We start from the raw sequence: 25,781 nt of genomic DNA, 5'->3' as shown, positions 1-25,781 counted from the left end.
GCCAACTGACGTCTGACTGGCATCAGGGCAAGGCGAGTTCGGTGTAAACCGTGGTGGCAGAGAGGGTTTGCGATTGAATGGCACTGCTGTCGCCGCCCCGGGTGGCATCGCCCCAACTGAGCAGGCTGCCGTCTTCTTTGAGGGCGACAAAGCTTCGGCTGTTGGCATAGAGCTTTTCGACTGCCACCAATTGGCCCGCAACCGCACTGCTGTCACCGCCATCGACCGCGTTACCCCAGGTGACCACTGAGCCATCGGCCTTGAGGGCGGCAAAGGCGCCTTCGTTGCCGGTAATGCTGACCACATTGGTGAGCTCAGTCTGCACGGCCGAGCTGTCGCCTCCGGCAGCGGCCGAACCCCAGGTGACCACTGAGCCATCGTCTTTGATGGCGGCAAAGGCGCCCTGGGTGCTGGCGATGGACTCCACATTGATAAGCTGAGCCTGTACGGCGGCGCTGTTGCCACCAATGCTGGCGGCGCCCCAGGTGACCACGGTAGCGTCGGCTTTCAGCGCGGCGTAGGCGTGGGTGGTATGCGCGATGCTGACCACATTGGTCAGCTGGGCCGAGACACTGCTGCTGTCGCCGCCATAGAGCGAATTGCCCCAGGTGACTACGCTGCCGTCGGCTTTAACGGCAGCAAAGGCGCGCCAGTTGGGATAGATAGCAGCCACATTGGTCAGCTGCGCCTGCACGACACTGGCATCGCCGCCATTGGTGGTATCGCCCCAGGCCACCACAGTGCCATCGTATTTAAGCGCGGCAAAGGCAAACAGGGTGGCTTGGGTTTGTTTGACTGACACCAGATCGGCGCTCACCGCACTGCTGTCACCGCCATAGAGGGCATTGCCCCAGCTGATAACGCTGGCATCGCCTTTGAGGGCAGCAAAGGCGCGGGCGCTGGCGCTGATGTGTTCAACATCGGTAAGGCTGGACTGCACTGATGCGCTGTTACCACCGTCGCCGACATTGCCCCAGGTCACCACTGTGCCGTCGTTTTTCACCGCTGCGAAGGCCACTTCATTGCCATAAATTTTGGCCACATCTACCCTGAGCGCTTTAGCCCCGGCCGAGTTGTCGCCGCCATAGAGGGTATTACCCCACACTTCCACAGTGCCGTCGGTTTTCAGCGCCGCAAAGGCCCAGTCGGTATGGGCGATGGCGGTGATATCCACTAAGTCACTTTGCACCGCGCTGCAATCGCCACCATTACCGCTGTTGCCCCAGCACAGCACTGAGCCGTCGCTTCTTAGCGCCGCATGGGCCCGCAGCGATGAGCTGATGGTCTTCGGATACCTGGTCTCTATGATGGTTTGGCCACGGGCAAATCGGCAGGCATTGCCACCGTTGACGCCGGTGTTGTCGGTATTGCAGTAGCGGTTTCTCACGGTGGCGACCACGCCTGTGCGTTTGTCTTTGTCATCGCCCTGGGGGCTGTAGCTGTTGTTGCTGCCGCTGACCGGCAGACCGTCAACCTCAAACTGGAAGCTGCTGTTGCCGGGATGGTCGCAGTCACTGCAACTGAGGCTGGCGCTGATGCTGCCCGCGTAGTTCAGGGTCAGAGCCGTGATCACCGGCGTTGTTGGTGCCGTCAGGCTGATGCTGACATTGGCCTCGGCAAAATGGCCCTCATCATCGGTTATCCGGTAAGTCAGGGTTTCATCGCCATAGCTGATATCGCTCGGGGTGTAGTAGAACGTCAGCGGCGATGCCGACAGGGCCGTGGTGCCAAAGCCGGCGCCACTGACCGAAACCAGACGCATGCTGCGACCACTGCTGTTGGACACATAGGCTGACACATCAATGCTCTGCTGGCCGGCGTCCATGGCAATGGCAGCAAGGTTGATGTCATTGGCACTGAGACTGGCAGTGGAGGCGGACACCAGGGTGAGAAGGTTGGTAGCCGACTTCTGGCCATCGCTGACTTCATAGCGCAGTGACTGGGTGCCTACGTAGCCATTGGGGGTAAAGGTGAGCATTAGTCCCGAGGCGCTTAAGGTGGAGGGCGTTGTTGGCGAGTCCAGATGCGACAGCGTTAATGTATCGCCATCGGAGTCAGAGGTGTAGAGGCTCAAATCGATGCCGATACTGCCACCGGCGTAGGGATCGACGCTGGCGCTTATCGCCTGTGCAGTCGGTGCTGTATTGGCAATGGCAATGTATATCGTGCCCTGCGCCAGGCCGCCGCGGCCATCACTGATGACATACACCAGGCTGTCATTGGCGGTATCGGCCGAGGCGTGATAATCGATGGTCAGCGCCGAGCTTATCAGTGCCGTATTCAGGCTGCCGTAAAGGCTGGAGAGGGTCAGCTCGTCACCGTCGGCGTCGCTGACAATGGCGCTGATATCTATGGTCTGGCTTGCGGATGCCAGCACCTGTGCCAGCGAGATACTCAGGCTCAGATCGCCAGCCAGCGGCTGCGTGTTGGCCGGAGTATTGTCCGACACCAGCAGCCGAATGGTCGCAATGGCGCTGCCGCCCTGGTTGTCGCTGACCACATACACCAGCTCTTCGGTGCCCACAAAGCCTGCGGGGGTGTAGCGAATACTGAGACCATCAACAGCGGCGCGGGCGTTGCCGCCATAAAGGCTTAAGCTGAGGCTGTCGCCGTCTACGTCGGCAATCAAGCCAAGCGCTTCGAGGTCGATGGTCAGAACCTCGGCGCTGTCCATCGCAACCTGATAGTCTTTGGCCGTTGGCGCTGTGTTGCTGATTCGCACAGTGGCATCGCTGCTGGATACCACCACCTGCGCCACCGCCAGGGCGCCCCTGGCATCTTCCACCACATAACTGGCCGCGTCTGTGCCGACAAATCCCGCCGGGGTAAAGGTGAGCACAAAGCCATCGAGGCTGAAGCGCTCAGCTGTTTGCAGCAGCGACTGAATACTGAGGCTATCGCTCTCGGGATCGCTTATCAGGCTGGCCAAATCGACACTGACCGGGGTGTTGCTGTCGGTGGTCAGCGCCTTGTTGGCAGCCACCGGTGCCTGATTATCCGGGGCGCTGATGGCCACATACAGCATGGCGCTGGTGGCCATGCCTGCGGCGCTTACCTGAAATTCCACCTGAGACAGCCCGGCAGCAGTTGCCTTTACGCTGAAGCTTTTTTCCTGCGTGGTCAGTACCTGGCTGAGGTTATCTTTGGCGGCGGCCCGGACAAGCTGCCAGTCAGCATTGCTTTGTACGGCGGCCGATACATCGACAGTCAGGGTTTGGCCAACCTGGGTGTCGGCAACCAGCGGCGTGAGGCTCAGGGTGACAGGTGCGGCCTGGGGGGCGGCGGGGGGCGCTTCGTTGACGAGCAGCGGCGTGGCGGTCTCGCCACCGGTGCAGGCGCCGAGAAACAGCAATAAAAACAGCAAAATAATAGGTGGTACGCCGTGATGCATGCAGTATTCCGCTTGTCATGCATCCTTGCTGGTTCTGATGCTTTAAACGTAGAACACCTGTCAAAATACGCCAAATCTGTACCCAGGAAACAAAAAAGCCACCCGAAGGTGGCTTTCATTAGGTCAGCAGGAAATTAGTCTTCCTTTGGACGACGTGGTTTGCGATCCGGCTTCTTGTCGAAGTTTTTACGTTCGCCAAACTTTCGGTCGCCACGATCTCCACGGTCGCCACCGCGGTCGTTGAACTTGCGATCGCCGCGCTCACCGGCAGGCTTGCGTGGACGCTTGGGGACAGGACCGTTGCTTTGCGGGATCTCGTCGTTGCCGTCGGCGCTCACTTCACGGATGTTCAGTGGCTTGCCACATACACGCACTTTTCTCAGGTGCTGCAGTACTTCTTTTGGCATGCCGTCTGGCAGGTCAACGGTAGTCACCGCATCGTACAGCTGGATCTGGCCGATGTAGCGGCTGTCGATGTTGGCTTCGTTGGCGATGGCGCCCACGATGTTGCCCACACCCACGTTGTGGTCACGACCCACATCGATGAGGTAGCGCTTCATGCTGATGTCCGGATTGTCTTTCAGCGGATCGGCGCTGCCGAGGTTGCCAGGCAGAGGACGGTTGTCGCGGCGACGTTCGCCACGGCCTTCGCGATCGCCACGCTCACCGCGCTCACCACGACCGGTGCGCTCGTCGAAGTTGTCACGCTGACGCTCGTGCATGGCAGGCAGTTGCAGCGGACGCTCCAGCTGCACCTGATGCAGCAGGGCGGCTGCCAGCTGCTCGGTATCCACTTCCAGCTGCTGACACAGCTGTGCTACGGCGCCTTTCATGAAGTCCAGGTGCTCGTTGGCGAGGATGCCGGCAACCTGCTCACCCAGGCGAGACAGACGACGCTCGGCCACGGACTCAGGGCTTGGCACCTTCATCGGGGAGATACGGCTGTTGGTGGCGCGCTCGATGGTGCGCAGCATGCGCATTTCACGGCTGGTCACGAACAGAATTGCCATACCGGTACGACCGGCGCGGCCAGTACGACCAATACGGTGTACGTAAGCTTCGGTATCGTAAGGAATATCGTAGTTAACTACGTGGCCGATACGCTCAACGTCCAGACCACGGGCGGCCACGTCGGTGGCAATCAGAATATCCAGCTTGCCGGATTTCAGCTGATCAACGGCGCGCTCACGGGCCTGCTGGTTCATATCACCGTGCAGAGGCGATGCGGCATAGCCACGGGCTTCCAGCTTCTCAGCCAGCTCCACGCAGGAGTTACGGGTACGCACGAAGATGATGATACCTTCGGTGTTTTCCACTTCCAGTACCCGTACCAGGGCTTCGAGTTTGTTGTGCTGGGATACCTGCACAAAGCGCTGCTCGATAGAGTCCACTGTGGTGTGGCTGGCGGCGATGCTGATGTTCACCGGGTTGCGCAGGTGCTTGTTGGCAACGCGCTTGATCTGCTCAGGCATGGTGGCCGAGAACAGCGCCAGCTGGCGGCTCTCTGGGGTGTGCTCGAGGATCCATTCGATATCGTCGATAAAGCCCATTTTCAGCATTTCATCGGCTTCATCCAGCACCAGGGCTTTCAGAGAGTCGAGCTTCAGGGTGCCACGACGCATATGGTCCATAACACGGCCTGGGGTACCCACAACCACCTGTGGACCACGGCGCAGGGCCTGGAGCTGCTGATACATGCTCTGGCCGCCGTAGATTGGCAGTACGTGGAAACCCTTCATGTGCTTGGCATAGCTGGTAAAGGCTTCAGCAACCTGCACCGCCAGTTCGCGGGTAGGGGCCAAAACCAGAATTTGCGGGGCATTCAGCTCGGCGTCGACACTGCACAGCAGTGGTAGGGCGAAGGCGCCGGTTTTACCGGTACCAGTTTGTGCCTGACCCAGGATGTCCTGGCCAGACATCAGTGGCTGAATACTGGCGGCCTGGATCGGCGTAGGGGTTTCATAACCCAGCTCGTCAAGGGCACGCAGAACGGACTCGGTCAGACCGAGTTCACGGAAAGTTTTTTCATTGGATGACATGGATAACGCCTTTGGGTGCGCATGGAAGCGCTTGTTGATTCACTAGACAGACCAGAAAACCAACCCCGTGTCGATTTCCCGTTCCGAATCCGAAAACGCCAGAGTATAGCAGCCTTTCAGCACTCTGGCCACGAAATTATCATTTTTGACCCTTTTAGCTGTGTTTTGTATCCAAAAGGGCAAAATGACAAATGTTTAACAATTGGCCTTATTCAGGGCTGAGAGTCAGGGCTTGCCACAGCAAGGGATACACGGCTTCGGCCGTTGCGGCCAGAAAGCCAAAGTCGAGCCGATCGGGGGTATCGTCCACCGAGTGGTACTGGGGATGGGGCGGTACGCCAAAGTAGAGCCAGGGCACGCCAGCCTTGTGAAATGGGTAGTGATCCGAGGCCTTAAGATAGTTGATGCGACCGGCGCTGCCGTCCCGCTCCAGCCGCGAATGGCTTAAACGGGCACAAAGACCATTTCGCTCGATAACTGCTTTGATTTCATCGGGATTGGCAAAATTGCGGCCACCTTCCATGTAGATGGCGTAGGGGCGACCCGGATGGCCGACCATGTCAAGATTAAGCGCCAGTTCGGGGCTAAGCCCCAGGGCCGTCATTTTCTCGGCCAGCGCCCTGGCGCCAAACAGCCCCAGCTCTTCGGCATCTGTGGCTACAAACAGCAGATTCAGATCGGCGGGGCGACTGGGATCTTTCGTCGCCTCGGCGGCCAGTGCCAGCAAGGCCGCGACCCCGGAAGCATTGTCATCGGCGCCAGCAAAGTGCTTTGAGCCCTGCTTCCCTAGATGATCGTAGTGGGCCAGTATCACCCGCCAGCGCTGGCTGGGTGCGGCTGCGGGTAAGATGCCGATGACATTCACCCCTTCAACGCTGGAAAACAGCTGCTGAAAGCTGAAAGGGTGAAAAAAGGGTGATTGGTTTTGGTTTACTGCGCCGGTGCTGGGCAGAGGGTATGGGGTTAAATCGGCGGCCAGCGGCTGCAGGCCTATGTCGGCAAAACGGCCTGCCAGATAGCGGCGCGCCAGCAGCGAGCCTTCAGAGCCCGCCTTGCGGCCTTCCAGCTCCTTTGATGCCAGATAGCTGACGTCGGCCTGAACCTGCTCCAGATTGATCCAGTTGGGGCTCAGATCCCGCCGGCACTGGGGCGTGCTGTTGCAGCCTGCCAGCAGCAGGCCACCAATCAGCGCCAAACTCCATTTCATGTATGACATGCCACCTCCCTGTGCCATCGTCTGTTACCTCTTGAGCAGCGGTTTTAAGAAGCGCGCCGTGTGTGACACGGGATGCTCTGCCACCTGCTCCGGAGTGCCAGCCACCAGAATGGTGCCGCCGCCGGAGCCGCCTTCCGGCCCAAGGTCCACAATCCAGTCGGCGGTTTTAATCACATCCAGGTTGTGCTCAATCACCACTATGGTGTTGCCGTGGGACTTGAGGCGATGTAGTACGTCCAGCAGCAGCTGAATGTCGGCAAAGTGCAGGCCGGTGGTAGGTTCATCGAGAATGTACAGGGTCTTGCCGGTATCGCGCTTCGACAGTTCTTTGGCGAGCTTGACCCGCTGGGCTTCACCGCCCGACAGGGTAGTGGCACTCTGACCGAGGCGAATGTAGGACAGACCCACATCCATCAGGGTTTGCAGCTTGCGGGCGATGGCGGGCACAGCATCGAAAAATTCGCGGGCATCTTCCACCGTCATTTGCAGCACTTCATGGATGTTTTTGCCCTTGTATTTCACTTCCAGGGTTTCGCGGTTGTAACGCTTGCCCTTACAGGAATCGCAGGGCACATACACGTCCGGCAGGAAGTGCATTTCCACCTTGATAAGGCCATCACCCTGACAGGCCTCGCAGCGGCCACCCTTCACGTTGAAGGAGAAGCGGCCCACCTGATAACCCCGTGAGCGTGACTCCTGGGTGCCGGCAAACAGTTCACGGATAGGCGTAAAGATGCCGGTGTAGGTGGCGGGGTTGGAGCGCGGGGTGCGCCCAATGGGGCTCTGGTCGATATCCACCACTTTGTCACACTGATCCAGGCCTTTGATTTCATCGTAAGGCGCCGGCTCATCCACGGTGGCGCCGTTGAGCTCACGGTGGGCAATCTTAAAGAAGGTGTCGTTAATCAGGGTGGATTTACCCGAGCCGGACACCCCGGTCACACAGGTAAAGAGGCCAACCGGCACGGTCAAATCAACATTTTTGAGGTTGTTGCCTCGGGCACCCTTAAGCTCGATGACCTTGCTTGGGTCCATCTCGGAGCGGCCGCCTTGCACCTGAATGCTGCGTTTGCCGGACAGATACTGACCCGTGACCGAGTGCTCGCAGCCGGTGATGGCGGCAAGGTCGCCGTCGCAAATCACTTCACCGCCGTGAACACCGGCGCCCGGGCCGATATCGATGATGTGGTCAGCCATGCGAATAGCGTCTTCGTCGTGCTCCACCACTATCACTGTGTTGCCCAGATCCCGCAGGTGGGTCAGGGTATTGAGTAGCCGCTCGTTGTCCCGCTGATGCAGGCCGATGGAGGGCTCATCCAGCACGTACATCACGCCCACCAGACCGGCGCCAATCTGGCTGGCCAGACGGATACGCTGGGCCTCGCCGCCGGAGAGGGTTTCGGCGGAGCGCGCCAGGCTCAGATAGTTCAGGCCGACGTTGACCAAGAAGCCCAAACGATCGCGAACCTCTTTTAAGATCTTCTCGGCGATCTGCGCCTTTTGGCCATCAAACTCCAACTGGTTGAAGTAATCCATGGCCTCGCCGATGGACCAGTGAGTCAGGGTCGGCAGGTTCAGATCTTCAATAAACACATGGCGGGCTTCTTCACGCAGGCGCGAGCCGCCACAGCTGCTACAGGCCTGATTGCTGATGTACTTGGCCAGCTCTTCGCGCACCGTGTTGGACTCGGTCTCGCGGTAGCGGCGGTCCATGTTGTTGAGAATGCCTTCGAAGGGGTGCTTGCGCACCACCACATCGCCGCGATCGTTTACGTAGCGGAAGGCCACGTCCTCACGGCCTGAGCCGTAGAGCACGATTTTCTTCACCTTGGCAGGCAGCTCGCTGAAGGGGGCTTCCACATCGAAGTTGTATTGCTCGGCCAGCGAAGTAAGCATTTGGAAGTAATAGAAATTCCGTCTGTCCCAACCGCGGATGGCACCGCCCGCCAGTGACAGCTCATCGGAGACTATCACCCGCTCGGGGTCGAAAAACTGCTGCACGCCAAGACCATCACAGGTTTGGCAGGCACCGGCCGGGTTGTTGAAGGAGAAAATCCGCGGCTCCAGCTCGGCCATCGAATAACCACAGTGTGGGCAGGCGAAGTTGGCGGAGAAAATCAGTTCCTCGGTTGAGCCTTCTTCCATGCTGGCCACCACGGCGAGGCCGCCGGACAGCTCAAGGGTGGTCTCGAACGACTCTGCCAGACGCTGCTGCATATCCGCTTTGACTTTAAAGCGGTCCACCACCACTTCGATGGTGTGCTTCACATGCAGATCCAGGGTTGGCGGATCGGACAGATCGCACACCTCGCCATCGATACGGGCGCGGATATAGCCCTGGGCCGAGAGGCTGTCGAGCAGTTTAACGTGCTCGCCCTTACGGGCCTTGACCACAGGCGCCAGCAGCATCAGCTTTTCGCCTTCGGGGCGCTCCAGTACCTTGTCGACCATCTGGCTCACCGTCTGGGCCGCCAGCGGCTGGCCGTGGGTCGGGCAGCGCGGTTCACCAACACGGGCAAACAGCAGACGCAAATAATCGTACACCTCTGTGATGGTGCCCACAGTGGAACGTGGGTTGTGGGAGGTGGACTTCTGCTCGATGGAAATCGCCGGGCTCAGGCCCTCGATATGGTCCACATCGGGCTTTTCCATCAGGCTCAAAAACTGGCGGGCGTAGGCAGACAGGGATTCCACATAGCGGCGCTGGCCCTCGGCATAGAGGGTATCGAACGCCAGTGACGACTTGCCCGAACCCGAGAGCCCGGTGATGACAATCAGCTTGTCACGGGGGATAGTCAGGTTGATATTTTTGAGGTTGTGGGTGCGGGCCCCGCGGATTTCAATCTTGTCCATCTGCCACTTCTAAACGCCGGAAAAAAGACCATCAGTATCGCATAATTTGCGCCTGAAACTACAGCTCAGCCTTTGTCTGCTGACAAGGGATTTACCGATATCAGCAATACTCCTTTGCCAGCGGCGGGGATCAAATTTACAATCGTGACAATTTTCACCTCCGGCGTCCCATTCGCCGGAACGCCGACTTGGGGGAGTATGGCCGCTGTGCTACCATGCGCGCCCCCGGTGCATTCTTGAATCAAGGTTTTCAGTCATGGCTACAAGCGGTCTTTCCGCCACCGAGAAAAAAGTCGCCTTTTCGCTGGCCAGCGTGTTCGGCCTGCGAATGATGGGTCTATTTATGATCATGCCGGTGTTTGCTCTGTACGGGCAGCACCTCGAAGGCTTCTCGCCCCTGTGGGTGGGTATTGCCATTGGCGCCTATGGTTTAACCCAGGCGCTGCTGCAGATCCCCATGGGTATTCTGTCGGACAAATTTGGCCGTAAGCCGATTATTCTTATCGGTTTATTGGTGTTTGCCCTCGGTAGCCTGGTGGCTGCGTCGGCCGACAGCATTTATGGCGTGGTCTGTGGCCGGGCGTTGCAGGGCATGGGGGCGATTGCCGCCGCCGTGCTGGCGCTGGCGGCGGATTTGACCCGCGATGAACAGCGCACCAAGGTGATGGCCATTATCGGCATGTGCATTGGGTTTTCTTTTGCGTTGTCGCTGCTGGTTGGCCCTGTGGTGGCCGAGCATATGGGGTTGTCGGGTTTGTTCTTTATGACCTCGGGACTGGCACTGCTTGGCATGGCGATAGTACAGCTTTTGGTGCCAAACCCTGTGCATCAGGCGCCCAAGGGTGACACCCTGGCGGCACCTGCCAAGCTGATGCGTATGCTGAAAGATCCGCAGCTGTTTCGCCTCGATGCCGGCATCTTTATTCTGCACCTGGTACTGACAGCGGTGTTTGTGGCGTTGCCACTGGATTTGGTAGATGCAGGTCTTGCCAAAGAAAAGCATTGGATGCTCTATTTCCCGGCCTTTATCGGTGCCTTCTTTTTGATGGTGCCGCTGATCATCATCGGCGTGAAGCGCAAGAACACCAAAGGCATGTTCCAGGTGGCGCTGGTGATCATGATGCTGTCGCTTACGGTGATGGCGCTGTTTGCCGATAATCTGTGGCTACTGGCCTTCGCGGTGCTGCTGTTTTTCACCGGTTTTAACTACCTCGAAGCCTCGCTGCCCAGCCTGATTGCCAAGTTTTGCCCGGTGGGCGAAAAGGGCTCGGCCATGGGGGTTTACTCCACCAGTCAGTTCCTCGGCGCTTTCTGCGGCGGTATTCTGGGTGGCGGTGCTTTCCAGCTGCTGGGCGCTGTGGGCGTGTTTGTGGCGGCGCTGGTGCTGATGGCGCTGTGGCTGGCTCTCACCCTGGGGATGAAGAACCCGGTGCTGCTTAAGAGCTACACCCTCGAGGCCCAGGTGGAAGGCCGTGAACAGGCCCGCGAGATGGCCAGCAAGCTATCGGAATTGGCTGGTGTGGCCGAAGCCATTGTGGTGCTTGAAGAAAAAGTCGCTTACCTCAAAGTGGACGAGCATTTCGATTTAAGAGAAGCCAGAGCTGTGTTAGGCTCAGCAAATTAACTCGGTTTTATACGTAGAATTTCAGGAGAGATTGAATGGCCAGTCGTGGTGTGAATAAGGTGATTCTGGTGGGTAACCTGGGGCAAGACCCCGAGGTGCGCTACATGCCAAACGGCAATGCGGTAGCCAATATCACGGTCGCCACCAGTGAGTCCTGGAAAGACAACCAAGGTCAGCAGCAGGAACGTACCGAATGGCACCGCGTAGTGATGTTCGGCAAACTGGCTGAAATCGCCGGTGAATACCTGCGCAAGGGTTCTCAGGTTTACCTGGAAGGTAAGCTGCAAACCCGTAAGTGGAAAGATCAGAGCGGTCAGGACAGATACACCACCGAAGTGGTTGTGGATCAGGGCGGCAGCATGCAAATGCTTGGCGGTCGCAACCAGGGTCAGGGCCAGGGCGCACCGATGGGCGGACAGTCTCAGGGTGGCCAGTCTCAGGGCGGTTACAGCGCTCCTGCTCAAAACCAATACGCACCTGCGCCGCAAGCCGCAGGGCAAAGCTACAGCGCTCCAGCGCAGCAGCCACAGCAGGCCGGTTATCAGCAGCCACAACAGGCTCAGCCAGCGCAGCAGGGTGGTTATGGCCAACAGGCGCCACAGCAGCAGGGCGGTTACCAGAGTAAGCCTCAGCAGTCTGCTCCAGCTTACCAGCCACAGCAGGCACCACAGCAGCGTCCGGCGCCACAGCCACAGCAGCAGAACTATACGCCTGATTTGGATGACGGCTGGGACGACGATATCCCGTTCTAATTCAGTCCATTAACTCTTGGTCTGAATCAAAAGGTCAGAATTAAAAAAGCTCCCATCAGGGAGCTTTTGTTTTTGGGCAATCCAGTGCCAATGCCCAAGCCTCTTGCTGAACTGGCCCCGGGTTACTGGGCCGTCCAGCCCCCGTCCATGGCGAGTGAGGCCCCGGTGATGCCGCGGGCAGCATCACTGCAGAGGAACAGCGCAAATTCCCCTATTTGCCTAGGGTCGAGCATTTCCGGCAGCGGTTGTTTGGCGGTGACCAATTGGTATCTGGCTTCGTGATAGTCCAGCCCTTTGCTGTTGGCGACGGCCTCTATCTGTTTGTTGATAAGGGGGGTATCGACCCAGCCGGGGCAGATGGCATTAACGGTAATGCCCTGCTCGGCGCATTCGATAGCAACCACCTTGGTCAGGCCCACAATGCCGTGCTTGGCAGCACAATAGGCAGCCTTATTTACCGACGCCACCAAGCCGTGTACCGAGGCGATATTAATGATCCGGCCCCAGCGTTTTTGCGCCATGACGGGCACGGCCTGCTGTATGGTGTGAAAGGCAGAAGACAGATTTATCGCAATGATATCGTTCCACTTTTCAAGCGGGAAATCGGCCACTGAGTCGGTGTGCTGAATTCCGGCATTGTTGATAAGAATATCTATGCTGCCGAGGGCTTCTGTGCCTTGGGCCATAAAGCGGTGGATGCTCTCTGGCTGGCGCAAGTCAGCATTGCTGAAAAAGGTGCGAATGCCGTATTGGGCCGCAAAATCGGCCGCCAGGGATTGGCCTTCATCCTCTGGTAACAGCCCATGCAATATCAGGTTGCAACCCTGCTCGGCCAGTACCTGAGCCGTGGCCAGGCCAATCCCACTGGTGGAGCCTGTGATAAGCCCAACCTTGCCTTCTAAACTCCGTTGTCCACCCGACATCACTGGTGTCTCCCGTTACTCTGTGCATGTGATGCAAAGCCGCCAGACCGACATTTTTCGCGCGCGAGGCGCGTGCATCCTGGCCGACAAGCTCGCGATTGATGCCCCCAGAATAGAGCAACGGGCCCGGCTTTTATTTGGGACCTTAGTACCATAGGCCGACTCCGAAAATTGGGTGATAGTAGGCGCCACACATCACCCAGGGTAAGAGAGCAGATTGTGGCGGGATTGAATAAAGTCGTTACCAGTTACGCACAGGCGTTGGCTGGACTCGAAGACGGGATGACAGTGATAGCCGGAGGTTTTGGCCTGTGCGGCATCCCTGAAAATCTCATCAAGGAAATCAAACGCAAGGGCACGCGAAACCTCACCGTGGTGTCCAACAACTGCGGCACAACCGAATACGGTTTGGGCATTCTGCTGCTGGATAAACAAATCCGGAAGATGGTGGCCTCCTACGTGGGGGAAAACGCCAACTTTGAAGCACAAATGATGTCGGGCGAGCTGGAAGTGGAGTTGACCCCCCAGGGTACGCTGGCGGAAAAAATGCGTGCAGCCGGCGCCGGTATCCCGGCCTTTTACACGGCAACGGGCTTTGGTACCGAGGTGGCCGTGGGCAAGGAAGTGAAAGAGTTCAACGGCCGCCAATACATTCTCGAAGAATCCATCAAGGGCGACTTTGCCCTGGTCAAAGCCTGGAAAGCCGATACCTATGGCAACCTGGTCTTTCGTAAAACGGCACGTAATTTCAATCCCCTGGCGGCTATGGCGGGCAAGGTAACCGTGGTTGAGGTGGAGCAAATTGTCGCGCCAGGCGAGCTGGACCCCGATGAAATCCACACTCCCGGCATTTACGTCGACAGATTGATCCAGGGCAGTTTCGAGAAACGCATCGAGCAGCTCACCATACGTCCCTCTTCACAAGGCCAATAGGAGTTCACCATGGCACTTTCCAGAGAACAACTCGCCCAGCGTGTCGCACAGGAACTCAAAGACGGCTACTACGTAAACCTCGGCATAGGTATTCCTACTCTGGTGGCAAACTACATTCCCGAGGGGATGGAAGTTATGCTGCAGTCGGAAAACGGCTTGCTGGGCATGGGGCCTTTTCCCACTGAGGATGAAGTTGACCCCGACCTTATCAATGCAGGCAAACAAACCGTGACCATGGCGACCGGCGCGGCCTTGTTCGACTCCGCCGAGTCGTTCGCCATGATACGTGGTGGCCACGTGGATTTAACCGTACTCGGTGCCTTCGAAGTGGATACCCAGGGCAATATCGCCTCTTACATGATCCCGGGGAAACTCATCAAGGGTATGGGCGGCGCCATGGATTTGGTGGCGGGGGCCGACAACATCATAGTGACCATGACCCACGCTTCGAAACAGGGCGAATCCAAGCTGCTCACCCAATGCAGCCTGCCGCTGACAGGTAAGGGCTGTATCAAAAAGGTGCTCACCGATCTCGCCTTTATCGAAATTAAAGATGGGAAGTTCCATCTGCTGGAGCGCGCCCCCGGTGTGAGTGTGGAAGAGATTATCAAACTCACGGCTGGTGAGTTGGTGGTGCCTGAGCATGTGCCCGAAATGAGCTTTCAGCGGGGGTAAGTCCGGAAGCTAATGCTTGTGTCTGTGGCGTGGGTCAGGACTGTTCTGGATCTAAAGTGCCATTGTCAGCCGGGAGCAAATTACGCAAGTTTGCAGTGTCTGTATTTCTGTGTTGGAGCCTGTTTTATGCTCAAAATCTCTTCGTTGGCGCTTAAGGCCGTGGCTGTCTTAAGCTGCAGTCTCTCTCTGAGTGTTGCGGCCCATGCTTCCGCCCTGGTCTTTGAGCCGGTTAACGACTTTGGTGCTAATCCCGGGGCGTTGACGGCTTCAATCTATACGCCTGCAACTAACCCCGGCAGTGCCCTGTTGGTATTGCTGCACGGCTGCGTACAGGACGGTATCGAGCTTGCTGACAACAGCGGGTTAACTGGCCTTGCCCAAGAGAAGCAATTTGCCGTGCTGGTACCACAACAGAGTTTTGATAATAACGTAAAACGCTGTTTCAACTGGTTTTCCCCGCAGGATACCCAGGCTGACAGCGGCGAAATGCTATCGCTGAAAAACATGATTACCCGGGCGCAGGCCAGTACCGGCACCAAACGTGTGTATCTGGTGGGTCTCTCTGCCGGTGGTGCCATGGCCAGCGCGGCACTGGTAAATTATCCGGACCTTTTCAGCGCCGGGGCCGTGATAGCCGGCCTGCCATATCCCTGTGCCGATAACCTTACCAAAGCCATTTCCTGCATGAAAAAAGGGCCGGCAGAATCCAATGAGGAACTTGTTAGCTTTGTGCGCAAGTTACATCCCGAGCAAGCCCACTGGCCGACCCTCAGCATCTGGACGGGCACAACAGATGCGGTGGTACATCCACAAAATGCCCGGAGTCTGGCGGCACAGTGGGTGCAGTTATCCGGTGTGGAGACAGCGCCAAGGGTAGAACAATTTACCGATTATCGGATAAGCCGCTGGACCGATACTAACGGCCAGGAGCTTGTCTCCTTAATAGAAATTCACAACATGGGCCATGGTATTGCGGTGGACCCCACAATAGCGCATGGCGGTAAAGAAGGGGACTTTTTATTAAAGGCACCCATCAGTACTGTTGGTGAAATTATTCGGTCGTGGGGGTTGTAGGGCTGATTAAAATAAATGGATGGTAATGAATCTTAATTATCAGATTTATACGGAAGTTATTACTGTTTGGCGGTTCTACATTGATATGATGCTGAATTTTATCAGTGGTTAAATGACTGCGTTATTTTACTGAATTATTTTAAAAACAACTGGTTGAAAACACATACTACTATAGTACCGATTTAATTTTTTAGGAACTGCTATAGAGTCGATGTGAACTTAAATAGCAGTAAGTACCAACCTTTAAAAATAAATACTACAACGGGAACTCTGTATGAAACAGAACACTATTAAAATGAGTTGCATTGCTTTAGCTATCTCATCTGCACTGACAGCACAATACGCTGTTGCGGAAGATGAAAATAGCACAGGGGAGAAGCAAGCCACCTTGGAACGCATTGAGGTTTCGGCGCGCAAAACGGTGGAAAGTCTGCAGAATGTGCCCGTTGCCGTGACCTCGGTCAGCGCCACGGATCTGGCTGAAAATGGCATCAATGTCATGACCGAAATTCAGCAGTTTTCCCCCAACACCACCCTGCAGGCGAGTCGGGGTACCAACTCCACGCTCACCGCCTTTATCCGTGGTGTAGGCCAGGAGGATCCCCTCTGGGGTTATGAGCCCGGGGTCGGTATCTATATTGATGATGTCTATGTTGCCCGTCCACAGGGCGCAGTGCTGGACATTCTCGATGTACAGCGCATCGAAGTGCTGCGCGGCCCGCAGGGCACCCTTTATGGTAAAAACACCATAGGTGGCGCGGTTAAGTACGTGACCAGGAAGATGAGCGGCGATGCCGAGCTGAGCCTGAACGCCACTGTGGGCAGCTATGCACAGCGTGATTTCAAGGTAGCAGGCCAGTACCCCCTGGTTGACGATAAACTCTATTTCGGTTTTGCGGTGGCCAGTTTAAGTCGTGACGGTTACGGTGACTTTGTTACTTCGGCGCTAAACGATCAAGACACTGAAAACTATAATAAAGACCTGATGGCAGGCCGTATCAGTCTGGAATATACCCCGACAGATGCGCTCTTTATGCGTCTGACCTATGACAAAACAGAGGACGATTCCAACGCCAAAGGTGGTTATCGTATTCTGCCAAGCCTGCTCACCAATGCCCCCGTGCCTGACAGCAAGTACGACTCCTATACCAGCATGCCCACCTGGAACAAGGTGGAAACCGAAGGTTGGGGGCTGACGCTGGAATATGGCCTGAATGATGACTGGACCCTTAAGTCAGTCACCTCATCCCGTGAGAGCTATTCGCCCACCAACATCGACTTTGACAACACCAGCCTGCGTATCTTCGATGTGCCTGCCATCTACGATGATGAGCAGTTCAGTCAGGAGTTTCAGGCAAACTATGATGGTGAAAATCTCAAGCTGGTGTCTGGCCTCTATTACTTTAAAGGTGACTCCTGCGGCCTGTTCGATGCCATTCTGGAAGAGGCTTTCAAGGCTTACGGCGGTCTGACCCGTGAAGTGAGTGGCTGCAACAACAGTGAAAGTTATGCTGCTTATGTTCAGGGTTCCTACGACATTTCTGACAAGCTGTCGCTGACCCTGGGTGCCCGTTACACCCGCGAGACCAAGGATGCCACCGTTTACAACGGGGTGATTTTCGACAGCATCTATCCTGAAACCGGCTGGTATCCGGGTTATGTGCGGGATGAGGCCCAGATTGAAGCCAGTATCCCCAAGGTGCTCGACGATGAAGAGACCTGGTCCAGATTCACCCCCAGAGTCGGAGTTGAGTATCAGCTGAACGACGACATGATGCTCTATGCCAGTTACTCCCAGGGCTTCAAGTCCGGTACCTTTAACCCAAGGGCAACCGGACCTGAGCCGGCAGTAGACCCAGAAGTGGTTGATTCATTTGAGGTTGGTGTAAAGAGCGAGTGGAACGATAACCTGCGTATCAATGCCACGGCTTTCTACCTGAACCATAAAGATCGCCAGTTCGTAACCGTCCTGCCTGGTGAAGATGCTGCTGACCTCAATCAGCGTCTCGGGAACATTGGTACCTCCACCGCATCGGGTCTGGAGCTTGAGCTGGAATATGCTGCCACTGAATCATTGAATCTGTTCGCCAGCCTGGGTCTTATCGATGCCAGCTTCGATGAGGTGATTTCTTACGATGCGGATGGGAATCAAATCGATATCAGTGATACCTACACCATCACCAACACCCCGGATACCACGGCCAACGTGGGCTTCAGCTACAACATAGACACGGATTTCGGCAGCTTTGTGGCAAACGGAAACTACTACTACCGCAGCGACTATGACCTGGCTGTAGTGGATAACCTCCTGAGCCAGGACGGTTATGGTCTGCTGAACCTGGGGCTGAACTGGTACAGCAACGATGGCCACTGGACTGCCGGATTGCACTGGAAAAACATCACCGATGAAGAATACCTGGTGGGTAACTATGCCTTTGTGACGCCTGATGGTAACGGTGGCTATATTCCAGGATTGGGTGGTGACAATACATTAATTGGCTATTACGGCGATCCGGAAACCATTTCTCTTACCGTGGGCTACAGTTTCTAGAGTTTGATGCCAGTGATACTGATAAATAACCGACTCCCCTGAGTCGGTTATTTATTCCAGAGTAACATGTTTAGCTGGCATTAATACTTTATGGGATTAAACTGGGTTAAAAATAAAGGGAACAGATTATGTCTCAGATAAAAGTGGCTATTGCAGATGACCACCCACTATTTCGGACAGCATTAACTCAGGCTGTTCTCAAAAATGTAAATACAGCAGAGGTTCTGGAGGCCGAAAACTTTCAGGATCTCATCTCGGTTATTGAAAGTCATCCCGATATTGAGCTGGTATTTCTTGACCTGCATATGCCGGGCAATGAAGGGTTTACCGGATTAACTCTGCTACAGAACCATTTCCCCGATATCGTGGTGATAATGGTGTCGTCGGACGATCAGCCTGACATCATTCGTAAGGCCATTAACTTGGGAGCCAGCGCCTTTATTCCCAAGTCGGCCAACCTCAATCAAATAGCCGATGCCATAGGCACAGTGCTCGATGGCGAAGTGTGGCTGCCGGAGAACACCGACATCAATGTCGACCAACAGACGGCGGCAGAGCATCAGCGGCTGGCAAAGCAGCTCGCTCAGCTTACGCCGCAGCAATACACAGTGCTTGCCAGCATTGCCAATGGCCGCCTTAACAAACAAATTGCCTACGATCTCAATATCAAGGAAACCACGGTTAAAAAGCATGTGTCGGCCATACTGCTGAAACTGGAAGTCTACAATCGCACCCAGGCAGGGCTGGTGTTCCAGCAATTGATGATCACCAGCAGCGACAAGCAGGCGGCGACTGCCTGAGCAAACCGCTTAAGAACATAAAAAGCCCAGATAAAAAGAGCAGATAAAAAACAGTGGCATATGGCCACTGTTTTTGTTTGCGCCCGGGGTGTGCCCTCGGGCAGCGTTGCGTTAATCAATCCTGTATTAAGCCGATGCAATGACTCATGACAGTTGCTTAATCAGGCGCTTAAGTGCAGTGGCTTTCACCGGTTTACGCACAAAGCTGAAATTGGCGCTGCTGGTGTGCTGCCGGACGGCCTCTGAGGGGTCTGCCGAGCAGATAACGCAGGTGGGGCGCGCTTGCAAAAGCCTTGGATGCTCAAGCAGGCTTTGCACCAGCGAAACCCCATTTTCGTCATCATCCAGATGGTAATCCGCAAGAATCAGTCTGGGCGTGTCCGCCCCCTCAAGCTGTGCCAGGGCACTCGCTTTATCTCTGGCCGTCAGTACCTTACAACCCCAGCCTAGAAGCAGCGAAGAGATGGCTTTTAACATCAGCTCGTCGTTGTCGATAACCAGTACCTGAATATCGAAGCTGTCGCCCATGGTCTCGTCGTCGCGCCGCAGTTTGACCACATTACCGGGCAGCTTTTGCTGCCTTATCCTTGGTACTTCCACGCTGAAGCAAGTGCCTTTGCCAAGCTCAGAATGCAGATAAATTCGGATGCCAAGCAGCTTGGCTATGCGGTCACAAATCGCCAGGCCGAGGCCGAGTCCGGGAATTTCCCGGGTCTGTTCCAGACGTTCAAATTCACCAAAAATTGCCTGCTGTTTTTCCGCCGGGATCCCCGGGCCATTGTCCCATACCTGTATAAGCAGGCTGTCCTGACGCCTGCGAACCCCAAGCAGTACTCTTGGGACAAATTCGCCGCCGCTTGCCATCGACTCTCCACCCTCCAGCTGTACTCGCGATGCTGCCTGAACCTGATCCAAGGCGCCGGCAGGGGAGTAATGAAAGGCGTTGGAGAGGAAATTTTGAATGATGCGCCGCAGCAGGCGTTGGTCGCTTTGCACAAAGCAGGATGAAAACTGATAGCCAAACTCAATCCCCTGCTCTTTGGATAACACCTTGAATTCGTTTACCAGCGTCGAGAGCAAGTCATCGAGGGCAAATTGGCTCTGTTCGGTTTTCAGACTGCTGCTGTCGAGGCGGGAGATTTCCACCAGGTCAGACAGCAGACTTTCCACCACATTGAGGGAGTCTTCGATATGGGTCGCCAAATCCTGAAGTTCGGTGGAGGTCACCCTTTGTTTCAGCATCTCAGTGAACAGGGTGAGCGCGTTAAAGGGTTGCATCAGGTCGTGGCTGGCGGCGGCCAAAAAGCGGGTTTTGCTGCTGTTGGCGGCTTCGGCTTCGGTCTTGGCCTTGGCGAGCTCCTGGGTGCGGCTTTCGACCCGTTTCTCCAGCGTCTCGTTGGCTTGCTGCAGTGCCTTTTCGGCCTGAATGTGGGCTGTAATGTCGCTGAAGGTACTGACAAAGCCGCCCCCCGGCATGGCCTGGCCGCGGATTTCCAGCACCCTGCCATCATGCATTGTGCGCTGGAAATGATGGGGGCTGCCGCTGCGCATATGGGCGAGGCGCTTCTCCACCAGTTCGTGGGCCTCGTCACCGACTATGATGCCGCGTTCTATGTTGTAGCGCAGCAGCTTCTCGATTGGGATGCCCGCTTTTACATAATCTTTAGGATAATCAAGGAGTTCAATATAACGCTTGTTCCAGGCCACCAGGCGCATGTCGGCATCGACCACGCTTATCCCCTGCTCGATATTTTCCACCCCCGATTGCAGCAGTTCGCGGTTGAATTCAAATATCTGGTTGGCTTCATCGACAATGCTGACCACATCCTCCAGCGGCACTTGCTGGGCGCGGGAGGCGGCGTTCATCACCATGCGGGTGGAGGCGGATCCCAATACGCCTGAGAGTTTCAGCCGGGTGTAATCCACCAGTTCCTCCCGGCGGGACGACAGCTCAGAGCCCAGCAGTTTGGCTTTTGCCACCAGGGCATCGGCTTCTTCTTTGTTGATAAACCTGTGCAGCAGGCTGGCCAAATCGCTCACCGACAGATGTCGCTCAAGCTGCAACTGCTTGCGGTTTACAAACACATCGGCCTGCAAAAGCTCGCCCACACTCTGCTCCCGTAAGAGGGAAATAAGCACGAAGCTACCGATATTCACCAGCAGGCTGAAGAAGAGGCCGTGGCTGATGTTATCCAATCCATTCAGGCCAAAGAGGGAATTGGGGGTGAGCCAGCCGATGTGCCATGGGCCATTGAGAACCCAGTTGGCATCGGGGAAGGTGGCGGGCAGCAGCAGGGTGTAGAGCCAGACCAGGCTGCCCAGAAACATGCCCCAGAAAGCACCCTGGGTGTTGGCCCTGCGCCAGTACAGCGCTCCCACGGCGGCGGGGGCAAATTGCGACAGTAACACAAAAGATAAAAGGCCTATGCTGGCGAGGTGATTTTGCTGGTCGATATAGCGCTCAAAGGCAAAGGCCGATAACAGGATGGCGGCAATGGCGACGCGGCGCAGGTTCAGCAGAATTCCCGCAAGCTGCGGTGTTTGCTGAGAGCTGAACCTGGGCAGACGGAGCAGCAGCGGAGTCAGGATCTCGGTGGATATCATGGTGCTCAGTACAATGGCCGCCACAATCACCATGGCGGTTGCCGCGGCAAGACCACCGAGATACACCAGTACCCCCAGCCAGGCCTGTTGGTAAAACAGTGGCAAGGTAAGCACATAGGTATCGGCATCCACACTGCCGCCTGGGAAACTCAGCTGGCCTGCAAGGGCTATCGGCAGGATAAAGGCATTCATCAGCAGCAGGTACAGGGGGACCATCCAACGGGCAGATTTGAGCTCTTTGGCATGATGATTCTCAATCATCATCATGTGGAACTCCTGGGGCAGGGCATAGATGGTGATGGCCCCCAGCAGAATTTGCGACAGCACAAAATAGAGGGAGTTGGCTTCTGTGCTGGTGGGGAGCGCTTGGCTCCGGGTGAGGAGATCGCTGAAGCCGTCGAAAATATAAAAGGTGGCAAAGATGCCTACAGTCGTCAGTGCCAGCAGTTTCACCACTGAGCTGAAGGCAATGGCCAGCACCAGTCCCTGATTTTGCTTACTTGCCGACAACTGGCGGGTGCCGAACAGAATGCTGAATATAATCAGCACAATAGTCACAATAAATGCCGTGCTTATTCCCGACTGGAAGGTGCCTGTCAGGAGATCAAAACTGGTGCTGATAGCCCGAAGTTGCAGGGCGATGTAAGGAATGGTGCCAAGCAGCGATACCATGGCCACACTGGCGGCAATTTTGGGCGAGCGGTCGAAGCGGCAGGCAATGAAGTCGGCGATGGAGGTGAGGTTCTGGCTTTTGACTATGTGCAGGGTGCGCATCAACATGGGCCAGGCCAGCACCAGACAGATAATGGAGCCGATGTAAATGGGGGCCAGCCAGGCACCTGTGGTGGCGGCCTGGCCGACAGTGCCGTAAAAGGCCCAGGAGGTACAACATACCCCCAAAGACAGGCTGTACACCCAGGGTCTTTTTCGCCACTGGCCGAAGGGCTGGTTTTGCCCCCATTGAGCAACAATAAAGAGCACGGCCAAATAGGCGATTGAAATAACGCTGATCCACCAGGTATCAACAGACAGCCAAGCCAGCAAAATAAACCCCAGAATGATGTTCCAATACCCAGCCAAGCTACACCAGGCAGGCCGATTGTTAAAGGCTTGATCCCACTGCGGTGCACTAAGGTAGTACTTCTTTATCCCACTTCATCAGATAACCTAGCCCCCAATATTCATCTCAGGTTTTGAGCCACTACGCCTATGAAAATAACCCATAAATATCTGGTGGAAGGTCTGGTTTTTACCAGCTACGTATTATTTGCCATGGCATGGGTTGGCGGTACCGCGAGTATGAACCAGATAATGGCCTCGATGCACATCGAGAGCTTCGCCTCGGCGAGTTTACTGAGCGGCGCCGTGACCCTGGCGAAGATTGTCGGCACCTTTGCCGCGGCCTTCCTCACATTGAAATTCGGGGTGAAATACGCCTTTTTGGTGGCGGCCTTGTTGATAGTGACCGGCATAGTCACGCCCTACGCCCCCAACTACGATGTGCTTCTGGTCAGCCGCTTTCTGATGGGGCTTGGCGGCGCCTTTATGATTGTGTATTTCAACCCCATAGTGATGCACTGGTTTGCCCCCGAAGAGCGCCCGGTGATCAACGGCTTGAACGCAGTGGCCTTTAACGTGGGTACCGCAATCGTGCTCTGGGGCATGCCTGCCATCAATGCCATTACCGGCGGTTGGCAGCAAAGTTTGCTGGTGTTTTCATTGGCGAGTCTGGTGCTGGCATTGCTGTGGCTGATGGTGAAGTTCGACCGCGAGCAGCCAGGTGCTGGTGTGCCAGCCCAAGAGTCCAGCCATTACAGTTATCTCGATGGTTTGAAGGACAGCTTTAACTGGGCGTACGCCTTAACTTATTCCGGTCTGCTGTCTTTTTATATTTGCCTGTTTACCTTTTATCCCCAGGCGGGCATCAGCCAAAGTAAGTGGGTGATTGGCTTTGGTATTCTCGGCACTATCGCCGGTATCCTCTACAGCCGCAAACAGCCGCTGCGACTGCCCATCATCCGGATAAGCGGGCTGGTGATTTTTATCACTGTGCTGGGCTTATCCTTTGGCACCGAACCCTGGCTGCAAACCCTGTGCGCCATCGTTCTGGGTTTTTGTATCTTCCTGCCGGTGACGGCCCTTGTCAGCATTCCCCACGAGTTGCCAAAGATGACTGGGCAAAAAATCACTGTGATTTTCAGCCTCTTCTGGTCCATCAGTTATCTCATTTCCACCATAGTGCTGTGGCTCTTTGGCAAGTTGGTGGACATGAATCAGGGCAGCTATTTCGCCTCTTTTGTCCTTATTACCCTGCTGAGCGCCACCGTATTTGTTGGCAGCTATTTTCTCCCTGAAACCGGAAAACCCAAGGAATAAGCATGCAAGACTCTCCACGTGGTTCGGCGTCAGCAAAGCTGGCGGAGTTTCTGGCCCAGGCCAACCAAAACATTGCCCTTGCGAGGGAGCAAAACATTCAGTTCACACCGGCGCTGCTGAGGGAAAATCTGAATAAGCTCGCCGCCTTCATGACCTGTAAACCCGAGGTGAGCTACATCGCCGATAGAGCCTGGCATCTCGGTGACCGAGCCATTCCCGCCCGGGTTTACAGCCCCGACCCATTAAGCGCCTTGCCTGTGGTGGTGCACTTCCATGGTGGCGGCCACATGTGCGGCAGTGTGGAGCTATATGACCCCATCTGCCGCCAGTTGGCGAGCACAGCTCACTGCGTGGTGATTAGCGTGGAGTACCGTTTGGCGCCTGAGCATCCTTATCCTGCGGGTCTTGAGGATTGCGAGCATGCCCTGCGCCACTACGCCGAAGTGCTGGAGGATGTCGCTTTTATCACCGGCCCCTGCATCATGGGCGATAGTGCCGGCGGCGCCATTTGCACCAGTTTGAGTGAGCGCAGTCTGGCTGACCCGAGCCTGGATATTTGCAAGCAAATTCTGATTTATCCCAGCGTGGATTACACCATGGCGAGCGCCTCTTACGAGAGCAACGGCGCGGGTTTCTTGCTGGAAACCCCAAGGGTGAAGTGGTATTTCGAGCAATACTTTCAGGATGCGGCCCTGGATGCTGAAAAGGTGAGGGCGGCATCGCCACTGCACGGTCGTATTGAGGCTGGATTGCCGGAAACGCTGATTTTTACCGCCGGCTGCGATCCGCTTCGCGATGAAGGTCGGGCCTATGCCGAGGCGTTACAGCGGGTGGGGGTAAAGGTAGAGCATCACGGGCTGGAGGACATGATCCACGCCTATATGCTGCTTCACGACCTGGTGGCCGAAGAGTGTTTAAGCACTTATCAAAGAATTGCCCACTTTATCAGGACGTCCTGAGCCGAGGCCTGATTTCACTGAAAGCTCGCAACCGGGGGCAAAGCCCTTATTAACTGGCAGATTTTGCGAATGCGCTGTGGATGGACGGCGCCCTGTGGTTGGGAGGCAGCAAATAAGCCCCGAGCTTGCTCTGCACGACTTAATAGCTATTCATCTCGAAAGGCCAGCCTTCCCGATTCGGAATACAAATAAAACGACATCAATGTTGTCAGGCCTATATTGAAGCGCTTTTGGGTGGAACATGGCCAACGAGAATGCCACACGTCCAGCGATCAATAAGTGATGGTATTTTATGGCGGTTTGTCGTTTGAGCTGATGAAATCGAAGGTTGTGGATTACGTGAGTCAGCATCCCCTACTGGAAAACTGTAGGATTTGCCAAGCTGCATAAATTCAAACTCAACAAATCAATGAACCAAAACACAAAGCCGCTTGCGTTTGCTTATGGAGGCGAGAGTTTCCTTCGTATTTCCATTTGTCGCGTACATGTTGATTATTTAGATGCAGCTCAAAAGTTATCCAAATCAGAATGGCGGACTACAGAGCTTATCGTGTTGGGGCTTAGTTGACCAGAAATGCACTTTCAGTACGCACTTTAGGTTTTGATTGAAATTTGTACGATAAATCCTGAGCATTATGCTAATTTGTAAATGACGGAGGCACATGATGTGAAAGGGAGCAGAGAGCCTACGTTCTGTTGTCACTATTCTGGCGTTATGTGTAGATTATTAAACAATAAGGATATTGTATGAAATCGTTTATGGTGATTGTTGGTATCGGTATGCTTGTGTTCTTGGTTACAGGCTGCGCAACTTCAACTACGATTAACCGCGTTGATGAAACGGCATCATTAACGGGGGGGCAAAGTTACAATTGGTGCCAAGAGAGGTATTACTCTGCTTCGGTAAGCCATCGACAAAAGCAGGATAATTCAAAATACTGCGATGATGCTGCCCTTACACTCGAACACAGTGAAAAGAAAAGGCAGAGGCCTTCAGAAGGCCAGTGAGTT

Annotated in this window: 16 protein-coding genes; 10 read left to right on the top strand and 6 right to left on the bottom strand. The window is 55.6% G+C overall.

Going from position 1 to position 25,781, the window contains the following annotated elements:
- Positions 1-22 precede the first annotated feature (22 nt).
- The 4 genes from STH12_RS15170 to uvrA all read right to left on the bottom strand — a co-directional run bounded on the left by STH12_RS15170 (position 23) and on the right by uvrA (position 9,499).
- Entirely contained in the window at positions 23-3,391 is a 3,369-nt protein-coding gene (locus tag STH12_RS15170; protein WP_126168316.1) for an Ig-like domain-containing protein, read from the bottom strand.
- A 134-nt stretch (positions 3,392-3,525) separates the two neighbouring features.
- Positions 3,526-5,430 carry a DEAD/DEAH box helicase gene (locus STH12_RS15165; protein ID WP_126168315.1) on the bottom strand — a complete coding sequence of 635 codons (1,905 nt, stop codon included), beginning with the start codon at positions 5,428-5,430 and terminating at the stop codon, positions 3,526-3,528.
- A gap of 208 nt (positions 5,431-5,638) precedes the next feature.
- Positions 5,639-6,646: a M28 family peptidase gene (locus STH12_RS15160; RefSeq protein ID WP_164551223.1), complete on the bottom strand. Its 1,008-nt coding sequence runs from the start codon at positions 6,644-6,646 to the stop codon at positions 5,639-5,641.
- 24 nt (positions 6,647-6,670) lie between these two features.
- The gene (gene uvrA / locus STH12_RS15155) at positions 6,671-9,499 is read right to left on the bottom strand and encodes an excinuclease ABC subunit UvrA (RefSeq protein WP_126168313.1); all 2,829 of its coding nucleotides are present in this window, start codon (positions 9,497-9,499) and stop codon (positions 6,671-6,673) included.
- Between the two features lie 256 nt (positions 9,500-9,755).
- Here uvrA and STH12_RS15150 point away from each other — a divergent pair, with 256 nt between their 5' ends.
- Positions 9,756-11,123, top strand: coding sequence for an MFS transporter (locus tag STH12_RS15150; RefSeq protein ID WP_126168312.1), 1,368 nt, complete (start codon positions 9,756-9,758; stop codon positions 11,121-11,123).
- 35 nt (positions 11,124-11,158) lie between these two features.
- Positions 11,159-11,875 (top strand): single-stranded DNA-binding protein, encoded by a 717-nt coding sequence (gene ssb, locus STH12_RS15145; protein WP_126168311.1) that lies wholly within the window; start codon positions 11,159-11,161, stop codon positions 11,873-11,875.
- Between the two features lie 122 nt (positions 11,876-11,997).
- Here the strand turns inward: ssb and STH12_RS15140 are convergent, their stop codons facing one another.
- Positions 11,998-12,798: a 3-hydroxybutyrate dehydrogenase gene (locus STH12_RS15140; RefSeq protein ID WP_126168310.1), complete on the bottom strand. Its 801-nt coding sequence runs from the start codon at positions 12,796-12,798 to the stop codon at positions 11,998-12,000.
- Between the two features lie 219 nt (positions 12,799-13,017).
- On the opposite strand from STH12_RS15140, the gene STH12_RS15135 reads away from it, so the two are divergent.
- The 5 genes from STH12_RS15135 (at position 13,018) to STH12_RS15115 (ending at position 18,831) form a co-directional block, all read left to right on the top strand.
- A complete protein-coding gene (locus tag STH12_RS15135; protein ID WP_126168309.1) occupies positions 13,018-13,731 on the top strand; it encodes a CoA transferase subunit A in 714 nt (237 codons plus the stop codon).
- A 9-nt stretch (positions 13,732-13,740) separates the two neighbouring features.
- Positions 13,741-14,406, top strand: a complete 666-nt coding sequence (locus STH12_RS15130; RefSeq protein ID WP_126168308.1) for a CoA transferase subunit B — start codon at positions 13,741-13,743, stop codon at positions 14,404-14,406.
- A 126-nt stretch (positions 14,407-14,532) separates the two neighbouring features.
- Positions 14,533-15,480, top strand: coding sequence for an extracellular catalytic domain type 1 short-chain-length polyhydroxyalkanoate depolymerase (locus STH12_RS15125; protein WP_126168307.1), 948 nt, complete (start codon positions 14,533-14,535; stop codon positions 15,478-15,480).
- Between the two features lie 274 nt (positions 15,481-15,754).
- Entirely contained in the window at positions 15,755-18,031 is a 2,277-nt protein-coding gene (locus STH12_RS15120) for a TonB-dependent receptor (RefSeq protein WP_126168306.1), read from the top strand.
- A 128-nt stretch (positions 18,032-18,159) separates the two neighbouring features.
- Positions 18,160-18,831, top strand: coding sequence for a response regulator transcription factor (locus STH12_RS15115; RefSeq protein WP_126168305.1), 672 nt, complete (start codon positions 18,160-18,162; stop codon positions 18,829-18,831).
- Positions 18,832-18,975: 144 nt separating this feature from the next.
- Here the strand turns inward: STH12_RS15115 and STH12_RS15110 are convergent, their stop codons facing one another.
- Positions 18,976-22,479: a hybrid sensor histidine kinase/response regulator gene (locus STH12_RS15110; protein ID WP_126168304.1), complete on the bottom strand. Its 3,504-nt coding sequence runs from the start codon at positions 22,477-22,479 to the stop codon at positions 18,976-18,978.
- A 165-nt stretch (positions 22,480-22,644) separates the two neighbouring features.
- Between STH12_RS15110 and STH12_RS15105 the strand changes: the two genes are divergently transcribed.
- From STH12_RS15105 to STH12_RS15095, 3 genes are all read left to right on the top strand, one after another.
- On the top strand, positions 22,645-23,811 hold the full coding sequence (locus tag STH12_RS15105; protein ID WP_126168303.1) for an MFS transporter: 1,167 nt from the start codon (positions 22,645-22,647) through the stop codon (positions 23,809-23,811).
- Between the two features lie 2 nt (positions 23,812-23,813).
- Positions 23,814-24,770, top strand: a complete 957-nt coding sequence (locus tag STH12_RS15100) for an alpha/beta hydrolase (protein WP_126168302.1) — start codon at positions 23,814-23,816, stop codon at positions 24,768-24,770.
- A gap of 747 nt (positions 24,771-25,517) precedes the next feature.
- Positions 25,518-25,778 carry a hypothetical protein gene (locus STH12_RS15095; RefSeq protein ID WP_126168301.1) on the top strand — a complete coding sequence of 87 codons (261 nt, stop codon included), beginning with the start codon at positions 25,518-25,520 and terminating at the stop codon, positions 25,776-25,778.
- The last annotated feature ends 3 nt before the right edge of the window (positions 25,779-25,781 follow it).

The organism is Shewanella khirikhana, assembly GCF_003957745.1.
In the GTDB taxonomy this organism is placed as follows: Bacteria; Pseudomonadota; Gammaproteobacteria; order Enterobacterales; family Shewanellaceae; genus Shewanella; species Shewanella khirikhana.
This window is presented reverse-complemented; position numbering and strand designations above follow the sequence as displayed.